Annotated in this window: 13 protein-coding genes; 5 read left to right on the forward strand and 8 right to left on the reverse strand. The window is 36.2% G+C overall.

Annotated elements, in window-relative coordinates; all coding sequences use genetic code 11:
• The first annotated feature begins 346 nt into the window (after positions 1 to 346).
• Together D5J18_RS00530 and alr are read left to right on the forward strand one after the other, a co-directional pair.
• Positions 347 to 1021 carry a hypothetical protein gene (locus tag D5J18_RS00530; RefSeq protein WP_119057073.1) on the forward strand — a complete coding sequence of 225 codons (675 nt, stop codon included), beginning with the start codon at positions 347 to 349 and terminating at the stop codon, positions 1019 to 1021.
• On the forward strand, positions 1021 to 2133 hold the full coding sequence (gene alr / locus D5J18_RS00535; protein ID WP_119057074.1) for an alanine racemase: 1113 nt from the start codon (positions 1021 to 1023) through the stop codon (positions 2131 to 2133). Before D5J18_RS00530 ends, alr begins: the two co-directional genes overlap by 1 nt.
• 74 nt (positions 2134 to 2207) lie before the next feature.
• On the opposite strand, the gene D5J18_RS00540 is transcribed toward alr, so the two are convergent.
• Positions 2208 to 3395: a sensor histidine kinase gene (locus D5J18_RS00540; protein ID WP_119057075.1), complete on the reverse strand. Its 1188-nt coding sequence runs from the start codon at positions 3393 to 3395 to the stop codon at positions 2208 to 2210.
• 174 nt (positions 3396 to 3569) lie between these two features.
• On the opposite strand from D5J18_RS00540, the gene D5J18_RS00545 reads away from it, so the two are divergent.
• Both D5J18_RS00545 and D5J18_RS00550 read left to right on the forward strand, forming a co-directional pair.
• Complete coding sequence (locus tag D5J18_RS00545; RefSeq protein WP_119057076.1) at positions 3570 to 4955, forward strand: dipeptidase; 1386 nt, start codon at positions 3570 to 3572, stop codon at positions 4953 to 4955.
• 21 nt (positions 4956 to 4976) lie between these two features.
• Positions 4977 to 6437 carry an aminoacyl-histidine dipeptidase gene (locus D5J18_RS00550; RefSeq protein WP_119057077.1) on the forward strand — a complete coding sequence of 487 codons (1461 nt, stop codon included), beginning with the start codon at positions 4977 to 4979 and terminating at the stop codon, positions 6435 to 6437.
• Between the two features lie 62 nt (positions 6438 to 6499).
• On the opposite strand, the gene D5J18_RS00555 is transcribed toward D5J18_RS00550, so the two are convergent.
• From D5J18_RS00555 to pth, 5 genes are all read right to left on the reverse strand, one after another.
• Positions 6500 to 7360, reverse strand: coding sequence for a putative universal stress family protein (locus tag D5J18_RS00555; RefSeq protein ID WP_119057078.1), 861 nt, complete (start codon positions 7358 to 7360; stop codon positions 6500 to 6502).
• A gap of 338 nt (positions 7361 to 7698) precedes the next feature.
• Positions 7699 to 8724 (reverse strand): recombinase RecA, encoded by a 1026-nt coding sequence (gene recA, locus D5J18_RS00560; RefSeq protein WP_119057079.1) that lies wholly within the window; start codon positions 8722 to 8724, stop codon positions 7699 to 7701.
• Between the two features lie 7 nt (positions 8725 to 8731).
• The gene (gene bcp, locus D5J18_RS00565; protein ID WP_260377138.1) at positions 8732 to 9190 is read right to left on the reverse strand and encodes a thioredoxin-dependent thiol peroxidase; all 459 of its coding nucleotides are present in this window, start codon (positions 9188 to 9190) and stop codon (positions 8732 to 8734) included.
• Between the two features lie 29 nt (positions 9191 to 9219).
• Complete coding sequence (locus tag D5J18_RS00570; RefSeq protein ID WP_119057080.1) at positions 9220 to 9972, reverse strand: lysophospholipid acyltransferase family protein; 753 nt, start codon at positions 9970 to 9972, stop codon at positions 9220 to 9222.
• Positions 9969 to 10535, reverse strand: coding sequence for an aminoacyl-tRNA hydrolase (pth, locus tag D5J18_RS00575; protein ID WP_119057081.1), 567 nt, complete (start codon positions 10533 to 10535; stop codon positions 9969 to 9971). The genes D5J18_RS00570 and pth overlap by 4 nt, the downstream gene beginning before the upstream one ends.
• A 55-nt stretch (positions 10536 to 10590) precedes the next feature.
• Here pth and D5J18_RS00580 point away from each other — a divergent pair, with 55 nt between their 5' ends.
• Entirely contained in the window at positions 10591 to 11127 is a 537-nt protein-coding gene (locus tag D5J18_RS00580) for a TlpA family protein disulfide reductase (RefSeq protein WP_119057082.1), read from the forward strand.
• 6 nt (positions 11128 to 11133) lie between these two features.
• On the opposite strand, the gene hemE is transcribed toward D5J18_RS00580, so the two are convergent.
• Both hemE and D5J18_RS00590 read right to left on the reverse strand, forming a co-directional pair.
• Positions 11134 to 12168, reverse strand: coding sequence for a uroporphyrinogen decarboxylase (hemE, locus tag D5J18_RS00585; RefSeq protein WP_119057083.1), 1035 nt, complete (start codon positions 12166 to 12168; stop codon positions 11134 to 11136).
• Positions 12152 to 12823, reverse strand: a complete 672-nt coding sequence (locus D5J18_RS00590; protein WP_165844933.1) for a uroporphyrinogen-III synthase — start codon at positions 12821 to 12823, stop codon at positions 12152 to 12154. Before D5J18_RS00590 ends, hemE begins: the two co-directional genes overlap by 17 nt.
• Positions 12824 to 12827 lie beyond the last annotated feature (4 nt).

Consider the following 12827-nt stretch of genomic DNA (forward strand, 5'->3'; position numbering starts at 1 on the left):
TTTTACGCTATGTCTAAAAATTAAACGCATAATTTTATCGTGATTAAAAAAAGAAAAGTTAATTAAACGGGTAGACAATACATAACTTGTGAACGCTATTTTTATAAAAAAAACTAAGCATTCATTTCTGCCCACAATTCAATAATATTAATTAATGTTAACGGTAATATTATTTGTTATATCTTCTTTTCTTCTAAAATAGTTCTTAAAACTAAATTTTCCGTCTCTCTTTTCTCAGTGAATTACTCAAAAGTATTCTGACTTGGTGTTAAAATTTAATGAGAATAATTTTCTTGTAATTGCAGAAGTTTAGTACTTTCGTCTTAGAAAAACAATCAAAACAAAAATGTCGAAATTTATTTTATTTTTTCTAAGCCTTATATTATTTTTTTCGTGTGAGAAGAAAGATAAAAAAATCAATGAAACTTCAATTGATTCCACTTCTTTAGAAATTCCACCTCCGCCGAATACTTATAGTGAATTTCCCAGTCCACAAGAGCGGTTAGAAAAATGGGTTGACTACTATAAATCTAAAGAAGCTGACTTTAAGCTAGAAAATTTCCAAAAAGTTGATACTTTTAAAGTATTCAATCAACCTGCGACTGCAATTCCTTCTTTTTCATCAAAATTTGACCAAAGATATCAAGCTTTTTTAACTTATAATGCTGATTCTAGCAAATATGTAGATATAGACAGCTACTTGCTTCGTTTTTCTGATAATGGAAAAGTCGATTACAATACCGACCAAGAAATTGTATTAGTCGATTTAAATCAAAAAAAAGCTCATCGAATTCTGTTTTACGGGCCAAGTTTTTGGGTAGAAGATGCTTTTTTCAAAAATGATTCTACTTTGATGTTGCTAGAAAATAATAACGACCGAGTACCTGGTTATCAGGAAATTAATCTCAATACTATGATTTCCACCGCTTACACTTACAAAGATACTTTGAGTTTTGATTCTAAATATTATTCTGACCGAGTCCATCAAATTTTAAACAAAAATCAAAAGATTATCCCATAATGTCTAAGCGCCTGAAACATCATGCGGTTTTGGAAATCAATTCTAAAGCCTTGAAAAATAATTTTATTTATTTAAAGTCGCTAGTCTCCCCCAGCACCAAAATCATGGCAATGGTGAAAGCCAACGCTTACGGGCTTGGCGCAGTGAAAGTCGCTCAGATTTTAAACGAGCTTGGTGTGGATTATCTCGGTGTTGCATATCCCGTTGAAGTCATAAAATTAAGGAAAAAAGGCATCCAAACACCCATCATGGTGATGAATGCCGACCAAGATTGCTATGCTCAGCTTATCAAATACAAGGCAGAACCTACAATCTTCAGCCTTGAAAAGCTAGAAAAACTTGGAGAGAAGATAAATATTTCCCCTTCCCTCTCAGCGTATTCCATTCATCTAGAAATCAATACGGGGATGAATCGCGTTGGCTTTTCACCAAACGATACTTCTGAAATTTTAAAGCTTTTAAAAAAATTCCCTCAGCTGAAGGTGCAAAGTATTTTCTCTCATTTTGCTGAGAGCGATAACTTGAGCGACAAAGCGTTTACTCAACATCAAATTAATGTTTTCAAAGAAACCACTGAGCTTTTAGTCAAAAGATTGAGTTACCGCCCACTATTGCATATTGCCAACTCCTCGGGCACCACCAACTTCCCAGAAGCTCATCTCGATATGGTGCGCATCGGTATCGGATTATACGGCTACTCCAATGAGCCTCTGCATCAGAAAGAACTTGAAGTTGTAGCTTCGCTCAAAACCTATATCTCACAAATTCATCATGTGGAAAAAGGTGAATCCGTCAGCTATGGTCGAAGTTTTATTGCAAAACGCAAAAGCCGAATTGCCACACTATCTATTGGCTATGCCGACGGAGTTCCACGAAATCTGAGCAATGGGAACTTCAGTGTCAAAATCAACGGTAAACTAGCGCCCATCGTCGGGCTTATTTGCATGGATATGCTCATGGTTGACGTCTCAGAGATTGATTGCCAAGTGGGTGAGGTCGCGACTCTCTTTGGCAAAAAACCCACTTTCCAAGAAATGGCTACTAGCGCAAACACCATTCCATATGAAATTCTGACGTCTATTTCTCCAAGGGTAAAAAGAATTTTCTTCTGATTTTTTTAGCCTTTGTTTAAATTTTACAAAATTAAAAGCAAATCATTTAAAAGATGAAAATACCTGTTTGAAAATTAATTTTTTACTTTGGGAAGTAAAACCTGGAATGTCGTTCCATTTTTGTCACTTTCCAAAACAAAAATTTGCCCTCTGTGGTAATCTTCCACTATTCTTTTAGCTAAAGATAAGCCCAAACCCCAACCTCTCTTTTTGGTTGTGAAACCAGGTTTGAATACATTTTTTCTATTCTGCTGTGGAATTCCTGGGCCATTATCTTGAATTAAAATTCTGACTTTATCTTCCTGCTCTTTCAAGATTAATTTAAGTTCACCTTCATTTTTCATGGCATCTACCGCATTTTTCACCAGATTCTCTATGACCCAGCCCAAAAGTTCTGCATTTATATCAGCATATATAACCGAAGATGAATGGGAAAAAGTAAACGCTACTTTGCTAGAAATCCTTTGCTTCAGGTATCTAAATATTTCCTCGCAGACTTTCACTAAATCTTGCTTTTTCAGCTCAGGTGCTGAACCAATTTTAGAAAAGCGTTCTGAGATTAAATTCAATCGGTGGACGTCTTTTTGCATTTCAATGAGGATGGATTTTTCCTTTAAACTTTCTAATTTGAGCAATTCAATCCAGCCTAGCAAAGATGATAGTGGCGTGCCAATCTGGTGGGCAGTCTCCTTTGCCATTCCTGCCCAGAGAAAGTTTCTCTTCTGAGCCTCTACCGTGCTAAAGTACCAAATGCTAAAAAGCATGAATACCAATAGAATGGAAATCAGCAAATAAGGATATGACTGAAGTTTAGATAGTAAAAATGATTTTTCGTAATAAATTTTTTGAGTACCAAAAGGCAAATTAACATCCAGTGGCTGATGATATTCTGCCATGCTTTTAATTTTTTGGGCTAAATATTTTGGGTTATTTCTCAAATTTTCTTCCTCTTGATCTAAATTTTTCTGAAAAGAAAACTCTCCCTTTTCATCAATCAAAATCAACGGAATCGACGTATTGTCTTGGGTAATCTTCAGCGCAAAAGCACGTGATTGGTCTGAAATCACCTTTTCTGAACTCAGCAATTCCAGTGCATTTTTGATGTTTTCTACCTTTTTTTTCTCATCTGCCCTTAGCGTATTGACCACATAATGAGATGCATATAATATGAATGCAAAGAATAAAAATATCATAGAAAAACCTAGCCAACTCTTCAAAGAATTGTTTCGGAAAAATTGTTTTTTTACAAACTTTTTTGGCATGCAGAGGTAAATTTAAGAAATAAAAGAAATTCAAATCATAAAATTTAAATAGGCTTTTAAATTTGAATTAAAATTCAGACTTTTCAAACAAAATTTTTTTAAGCCTTTAAAAATTCTTAATTTATGCTCAAAAGATTTTAAATTTATTGCCTTTAAAGGTTTAATTTCAAATTTATGGATAAAGTAAATACGTATATCAAAGAGCATCAACAGCGTTTTCTAGACGAATTATTTGAATTATTAAAGATTTCGAGCATCAGCGCAGACTCTCGCTATAAAGATGATATGCTGAAAACAGCAGATTTGACCAAAAAATTCTTAATACAAGCGGGGCTAGAAAATGTTGAAATTTGCTCTACAGAAGGGCATCCGATTGTGTATGGCGATAAAATCATTGACAAAAATTTACCTACTGTTTTAGTCTATGGCCACTACGACGTTCAACCTCCAGACCCGCTCGAACTTTGGGATTCAGAGCCTTTTAAGCCCGTCATTAAAGAGACGGAGATTCACCCCAATGGAGCTATCTTTGCTCGTGGAGCTTCTGATGACAAAGGGCAGTTTTTCATGCACGTGAAAGCCATCGAAGCTATGATAGAAAATGACTCCTTACCCTGTAATGTGAAATTCATGATCGAAGGTGAAGAAGAAATCGGCTCAGAGCATTTAGGTTCTTTCATCAAAGAAAATAAAGAGAAATTAGAAAATGATATTATTCTAATCTCTGATACTACATTAGCCGGGAAGGATATCCCGTCTATTTGTGTAGGCTTGAGAGGGCTGAGTTACGTAGAGATAGAAGTGGAAGGTGCTAACCGAGATATGCATAGCGGCATCTATGGTGGTGCTGTCCCCAACCCCATCAATGTCTTAAGCGATATGATTTCTGGCTTGATAGATGATAACGGGCATATCAATATCCCAGGATTTTATGATGATGTAGAAGAATTGACAGAGCAAGAAAGGCGAGAAATGGCTAAAATTCCATTTGATTTAGAAAAGTATAAAAAAGCAATTGGCATCAAAGATATTCAAGGTGAAAAAGGTTTTTCTACCAACGAACGAACTTCTATTCGCCCGACGCTAGATGTGAACGGCATTTGGGGCGGGTACACTGGCGAGGGAGCTAAAACGGTGATCCCCTCTAAGGCTTTTGCAAAAATCTCAATGCGTTTGGTTCCTCATCAAAATTCAGAAAAAATCTCAAAATTATTTAAATCTTATTTTGAGAAAATAGCGCCTAATTCTGTGCGTGTAAATTGCCAAATCCTTCACGGCGGCCAACCTTATGTTTTGCCTGTTACAAGCCCAGGGTATTTGGCAGCAAAAGAAGCCATGACAACGACTTTTAGCAAAGAGGCTTTGCCTTACAGGTCGGGTGGGAGCATTCCAATTGTGGCATTGTTTGAAGAAGTTTTAGAAAGCAAATCTGTCCTCATGGGGTTTGGCTTGAATTCTGATGTTATTCATTCACCCAATGAGAATTTTGGGGTTGATAACTTCTTCAAAGGAATTGAAACCATCCCTTATTTTTATAAATATTATTCAGAGAAATTTTAATTTTTTAAAAGCTTAAAAAATATGAATCAAGAAATTAGAAATCTTAAACCAAGAGCTTTGTGGAATTTTTTTGCTGACTTGAATGCAGTTCCTCGAGCTTCTAAAAAGGAAGAAAAAATCCGTCGTTTTATGGTGGATTTCGGGAAATCATTAAACCTAGAAACCTTGGAAGATGAAATAGGCAACGTCATCATCAAAAAACCAGCTTCTAAGGGAATGGAAAATCGCAAGACAGTGATTCTGCAATCGCATTTGGATATGGTTCATCAGAAAAATGATGACACCGATTTTGACTTTGATACGCAAGGAATTGAAATGGAAGTTGATGGCGATTGGGTCATGGCAAAGGGCACAACTTTGGGTGCAGACAATGGCTTGGGAGTTGCAAGCATCATGGCTATTTTGGCTTCTCAAGATATTGAGCATCCGCCAATCGAAGCGCTTTTCACCATAGATGAAGAAACGGGAATGACTGGTGCGCAGCAACTGGACGGGAGTCTACTCAATGGTAAAATTCTTCTTAATCTTGACACTGAAGATGATGATGAAATCGGGATTGGCTGTGCTGGCGGCGTAGATGTGACGGCTCACCGAACTTATGATTTAGAGAACATTGACGATGATGATTTCTACGGAATGAAAATTAGCGTGAAAGGATTGAAAGGTGGCCACAGTGGAATGGAAATTCATAAAGGCTTAGGAAATTCTAATAAAATTCTTGCTCGCTTGTTGACTTCAGTGGAATCTAAATTTAGAATTGCTGAGTTTGAAGGTGGGGGGTTACGAAATGCTATCCCGCGGGAAGCTTGGGCAAAAATTGTTGTGAAAAATGAAGATGTGGCAGAAATAGAGAGAGCTATAGAAGCTAAAGCTTGGGATATCAAAAAGGAGTTTAATGAAGTTGACCCTAAACTTCAAATCCTCATCGATGCAAAAGTAACTGCCCCAGATAAATCTTTGAGTGAAAAAGATACTGAAGATTTTTTAAGCCTTATTAAAAATTTACACAACGGTGTCTATAAAATGAGCGAAAACATGCCCGGCCTAGTAGAAGCATCTAATAATGTTGCTAAAATTGAACTGAAAGAGGGCAAGGCTGAAATTGAAAATTTGACGCGCAGCAGCATAGAATCAACAAAGGATGAAGTTTCTCAACTTCTAGAGGAAGCTTTTTCTAAGGCTGGTTTTACTACAGAATTGTCAGGCTCTTACCCAGGTTGGCAGCCAAATCCTAATTCTGAAATTTTAAAGCTTTTAGAAAATCTTTACCTTGAGATGTTCAGTCATAAGCCCAATGTTGTTGCCTGCCACGCAGGTTTAGAATGTGGGATTTTGGGTGAGAGAATTCCTGGTTTAGATATGATTTCATTTGGCCCGACGATACTTGGGGCTCATTCACCTGATGAGAAGGTAAGCATTTCTTCAACTCAAAAATTTTGGAAATATTTGCTCAATATTTTAGAAAAAATACCAAATAAGTAGATTTTTTAAAAAAAAAGAAGCCATTTCAATCTGTTTTAAAATGGCTTTTTTTTTAAGCTTTTTTATTCATTATCATACTTTTCGCTCAAAACCAGTAGCGGAGAAGTAAATGATTTTGAAAAATTATCAGCAAAACTATCACCTAAAAAGCTTTTTAAGAAATTGTCTTCTCGTTCTATCAAAACAACCATATCTGGATTGTTTTCTTTCGTAAATTCCAAATAACCATCAATAACTCTAGGGGATTGAATTTCTACGTAGCTGTACTCTCCTCTGAAAGAGGATAGTTTGGAGTCAAAAGTATCATGAAACAGCTGTTCGTTCATTCCTTCAGCTCCAGTATTGATGTGTATAAATTTAATTTCAGCTCCAAAAAATTCTGCAAATTTTAAAAATAATTCGAAATCTTTATCATTATCAAATGGCTTTAAATCTACTCCAAATAAAATTGTTTTTATATCCTTCGGCGTTTGGCCTTTGGGCAAAAACAAAACTGGCTCTTTTAAGCTATTAACGATATTAGAGGGATTTAATTCACTGTTTCTGAATACCTTATCAAAGAAGTTATCAGCTTTATAAGACAAAATAACAAAATCAATCTCATCTTTTTTATCATAAAGATGCAAAACATTGAGCAATGAACCTTTTTGTGAACACTTTTCAATCTGATAATCAGATGCATTACCAAACCTCTCTTTGATCAAGTTAGCTTCTTTCTTCAAATCCTCTTCGCTTATTTCACTTAGTCTTTCATCCATATTGTGTATTATACTCTGCCCAACCCGCGGTGTATCATACGCATTCAGAAGAGTTAATTTTGTAACACCTCCTTTTGGTAAGTGCTGAAAGAAAATATCTAAAAAAGAAAAAACAGTTTCACGGTTTTCTTGAGAAAAATCGGTAGGAATGACAAGATTAAACATAAGTCAAATTTTTTCTCTAAAACTAAGAAATTATTTGCAACAAAAAAACTACAAAAGTCAGTGTTTTTTTTGAAAACTTGTTGCAGAGTTGCATCTCACATGTCTAATTGAGCTTAACTATTTTTGAGTTTATCTTATAATGTTCAGATAAATACATTTTTCATTAAAAACTTTGAAATTTTGATTCTACTCAGGTAAAAAATCAATATAGCCGCCATTATTTTAATTGACTTCTTTGGTGATAAAATCATAGTATTTTGCTCTATAAAAAAGAAAATCCGTGAGATTTTTCACGGATTTATTTAATTTTCAACATTTTTTTTAAGGCTTAGATTTTTTTATTTCTGAGCAGTATCTTTTTCTTTTAGCTCTTCTTTGATTTTATTTTCGATTTCTTCAGCTAACTCTGGGTTGTCACCAATAATGGCTTTTACCGCATCTCGCCCTTGCCCTAGTCGAGAATCATTGTAAGAATACCATGAACCACTTTTTTGTATAATACCCAAATCCACTCCAATATCAAGAATTTCTCCATTTTTAGAAATTCCTGTACCATACATAATGTCAAATTCTGCCTTACGGAACGGTGGAGCCACTTTATTTTTTACTACTTTCACACGTGTTTGGTTTCCAGTAATTTCATTATCGCTATCTTTGATTTGCGTTGAACGACGAATATCTAAACGAACTGATGCATAGAATTTCAATGCATTACCACCCGTCGTCGTTTCGGGACTTCCAAACATTACGCCTATTTTTTCTCTCAATTGGTTGATGAAAATAGCCGTACATTTTGTTTTGTTGATAGAACCAGTTAACTTACGTAGCGCTTGTGACATTAGACGCGCTTGCAACCCCACTTTAGAGTCCCCCATTTCACCTTCGATTTCAGCTTTTGGCGTCAATGCCGCCACCGAGTCTATCACAATGATGTCAATTGCTCCCGAACGGATTAAATTATCAGCAATTTCCAAGGCTTGTTCTCCATTATCGGGTTGAGAAATAATTAAATTCTCCACATCAATCCCTAGATTTTGTGCATAATAGCGGTCAAAAGCATGTTCTGCATCGATGAAAGCCGCTATACCACCTGCTTTCTGAGCTTCTGCAATTGCGTGAAGCGTCAAAGTTGTCTTCCCTGAAGATTCCGGCCCATAAATTTCGATAATTCTTCCACGTGGGTAGCCACCAACGCCCAAAGCAATATCTAGCCCCAGTGAGCCCGAAGGAATCACCGCTATGTTTTCATCTATCGCATCATCACCCATGCGCATTACTGTTCCTTTGCCATAGGTTTTATCCATTTTATCCAGCACCAGCTGGAGCGCTTTTTTCTTTTCTGAATTGGTATCTTTTTCTGCCATTTCTTAATTATTGATTTAAAATTTGCTGTGCGTGTTCCTTAGTTTTCACGTTTTTAATAACTTCTTCTATGATGCCATTTTCATCCACTAGAAAGGTTGTACGGTGAATCCCTTCATATTCTTTCCCCATGAATTTTTTTGGCCCCCAAACACCAAAAGCTTGAATGATTTCTTTATTTTCATCTGCAATTAGCGGATACTGAAATTCATATTTATCACTAAAGTTTTTCTGTCGTTTCACTGAATCTGCACTCACTCCAATTATTTGATAACCAAACCTTTCTAATTCTTGTCGGTAGTCATTCAGGTTACAGGCTTCTTTGGTGCAACCTGGCGTGCTAGCTTTTGGGTAAAAGAAAATCACTAGTTTTTTACCTCGGAACTGCTCTAGCCTAATTTCCTTTCCGTTTTGGTCTATTCCTGCAGCATCAGGAATTTGATCGCCTTTTTCTAACATTTTCTGCATAAAGGTAAAGATAAAAATTTTTAAAGGCTTTAAAAATTTTTATTTTCCTCACAGATTTTCAGCTGCTGATATATCTGTTGATAAACATATTCTTTGTACTTTGGGATTTCTCTTTTCTCAAACTTCCCAGCTGGAATAATTTCACTCAAGAACACTTCTACTCGCCCCGGGCCACCTGTGAAGTAGCCATAAGGTAAGCGTTCCTTCATTCCACAAAAGCTAAATACCACCATGGGAATCTTCAAAATAGCACTCAATGCAAATGGCCCGTCTTTGAAATCGTCTAAAAAAACTTGAGAATTTGGCACTCCTCCTTCGGGGAAAATGCACACGGATTTTCCTTGCTTGATTTTTTCTAAAACTTTCCTAAAGACCAAAGCTCGACTTGCTGCATTCTGCCTGTCTACTGGAATATTCACTCTTTTATAAACTGGGCCAAAAATAGGGAGTTTAGAGAGTTCTGCTTTGCCTACAAAAACCAATGGTTGCTTTACAATGATGAGCATTAGCATAATGTCCATCAAAGAAGTATGATTAGCTACAATGATATAAGCTTGATTATGATCTAATTTTTCATGCGAATGAAGTCGATAGCTCAAACCTGAACCGTAAAAAATCAACTGTGCCCAAAGACGTAAAGCTTGAGCTAGGTATTTGGTGTCCTTCTCCCGAAAACTTAGAGGGAAAATAACAAAAGGAGCAAAAAATAAAGTGAAAAGAATGGTAATCAGTACAAACCAAACTCGCCAAAGAAAACTCAACGCACCGCTTATGATTTTCATTTCCCGTTAAATTGATTCATCGTATTTGCAAGCCCTGCAAAAATAAAGCTAAAACAGGTTTCAGCAGCGGTTTCCACACGCTCGTTTAATTTTAAATTTTCGTCATCACTCCATTCACCCAAAACATAGTCTATCTGTTGTCCTCGGCTAAATTCATCGCCAATTCCAAAGCGTAACTTCGGATATTTTGTTGTGTTCAGGACTTGCTGAATATGCTTTAAACCATTGTGTCCGCCATCGCTGCCCTTCCCTCGCAGTCGTAAAGTTCCGAAGGGCAAGTTCAAATCATCCGTTACTACCAATAAATTCTCTAGGCTGATGTTTTCTCTTTTCAACCAAAATTGAACAGCGTTTCCGCTCAAGTTCATAAAGGTATTTGGCTTGAGTAAAACAACGGGTCTTGCTTTGTATTTAAACTGCAAAATTTCGCCAAAATTCCCATTTTCAAAAGACGCACAGGCTTTTTCAGCCATTCGGTTCAAAATCAAAAAGCCAATATTATGACGTGTTTTTTCGTATTTCTGGCCTGGATTACCCAAGCCCACAATGAGGTATTTTTGCATAAGACAAATATAATTTTTGTATATCAATTTCTAAAGCCTTATTTTTATTTCATATATGAAAAATAAATTTTATACAAACTTGCTGGTTTTACTCTTAGCTCCTTTCTTATTTAGCGGATGCGGAAAAAAATCAGCTCAAGAGCCTGAAAATTTCAATCCTGAAACTTTAAATCAAGTTGTTTATGATACTCAAGAAAACGAATACTCGATAGGAGAGATCGTCAAAAATCAAGCTTCTTTCACCGTTTTAGAAGTTTGGGCAAGTTGGTGTGGAGATTGTGTGAAGTCTTTGCCCAAAGTAGAATATTTTCAAAAAAAATACCCTTATGTTAATTTTATTTTCCTCTCGGTAGATGACTCAGCAGAAGACTGGCAAAACGGTATTCAGAAGCACTTTGCTAACCATCACATCAATGGTGAACATTATTTCTTTAACACTGGCTGGGCGAAAGATTCCTCCAACGCCTTTATCAATTGGGCAAAATTGGATTGGATTCCACGCTATATCTTGCTAGACCAAAACGGGAAAGTACTGGTTTACAACGCACAAAATATTGACGATGAAATTTTTGAAAATTTTCTAAAGCCTTAGAAAAAATCAAGATTTACTCTTGTAATTGACTACAGCTTCTATAAAGGCTTGGGCATTTTCTAATGGGACATTAGGCAGAATACCATGCCCTAGATTTGCAACATATTTATAAACCCCAAAGTCATCAATCATTTCGGTCACCATTTGCTCAATGATTTCTGGTGAAGAGAACAATCGGCTTGGGTCAAAATTCCCTTGTAAAGTTTTCTTAAATCCAGTGAGTTCTCGAGCTAATTGTGGCGTTATTGTCCAGTCAACGCCTAGAGCTGAAGCATTGCTTTGTGACATTTTTTCTAAAGCAAACCAACAACCTTTGCCAAAAATAACGACTGGTGCCTCAGTGTATAATTCGTTAACAATTTGCTCGATGTATTGGTAAGAAAATTCTTGATAATCTTTGGGCGAAAGCATCCCTCCCCAGCTATCAAAAACCTGAACTGCATTACAACCCTGTGCTACTTTTTCTTTTAAATAATAAATTGTGGCGGTGGTAATTTTTTGCAATAACTGGTGTGCCGCTTCGGGTTGAGAGAAGGCAAAAGCCTTTGCTTTATCAAAATTTTTAGAACCCTGACCTTGAACGGCATAGCAAAAAATAGTCCAAGGGGAACCAGCAAAACCAATCAACGGAATCTCATCATTCAATCCCTTTTTTGTCAAATTAATTGCATCAAAAACGTATTGTAATTCATCATTCACATCGCCATCTCTGAGTTTTGCTACATCTTTTGCTGATTTCACAGGATTTTCTAACCATGGTCCTACGCCAGGTTTCATTTCAAAATTTAACCCCAAAGCTTGTGGCACAACTAGAATATCTGAAAACAGAATGGCTGCATCTATCGGGAATCGATGAAACGGCTGAAGCGTGATTTCACTCGCTAACTCTGGCGTTTGGCAACGTGTAAAAAAATCATATTTCTTTTTAAGCTCTATAAATTCAGGTAAATAACGTCCCGCTTGGCGCATCATCCATACAGGCGGACGCGAGACTTCTTCTCCCCTCAAAGCTTTTAAAAACAAATCATTTTTGATTACCATAATATTCTTCTATTTTTTTAAACAAACTGTCTGCATCAGGTTCTTTTGGAATCTCAACTTGTGTTATTCCTTTTTTTTCTAATGTCTGGGCGGTAGTTTTACCAATGGCAAAGATAACCGATTTTTTGGGAATTTTATTTTCTTTCAGAAAAGATTTCACCCCTGATGGACTAAAAAAAGCGTATGCATCATAATCTTGGTTCAATTTAATTGATTGACTAAAAGTATAATACGTTATAATTTCTTTGAGCTGAATGTGACTTTCTTGCAGAGCTTCAGCAATCGTTGGTTGGCGAATTTCACTACAAAAATAAATTATAGTCGATTTTGTAGTTATATTCTTTAGTAGCCACTGCGATAGGCTTTCCGCATCAGGCTGAGTCGTCACTAAACTATGTCCCGCATTAGACAACAATTGCGCAGAAGTTTTCCCGACGCAGTAAAAAGTGCCTGAGAGCGATAAAGGTAAAATATGCTTGGCTGCTATTTTGCTTGTTACAATAAATTTTTGTTCTCGTTTGAGTTTTTTCTGAATTTCTTCTAACGGAATGACTTGCGTTTGAATAAAATCTTGACTAAAAATTTCTAAAGGCTTAGAAAATTTTTGCTTTAAAATCTGAGGCTTATAAAATTTAGTTAATAAAATCTTCGGCACGCGT

The sequence above is a fragment of the Candidatus Ornithobacterium hominis genome, assembly GCF_900538215.1.
Classification (GTDB): Bacteria; Bacteroidota; Bacteroidia; order Flavobacteriales; family Weeksellaceae; genus Ornithobacterium; species Ornithobacterium hominis.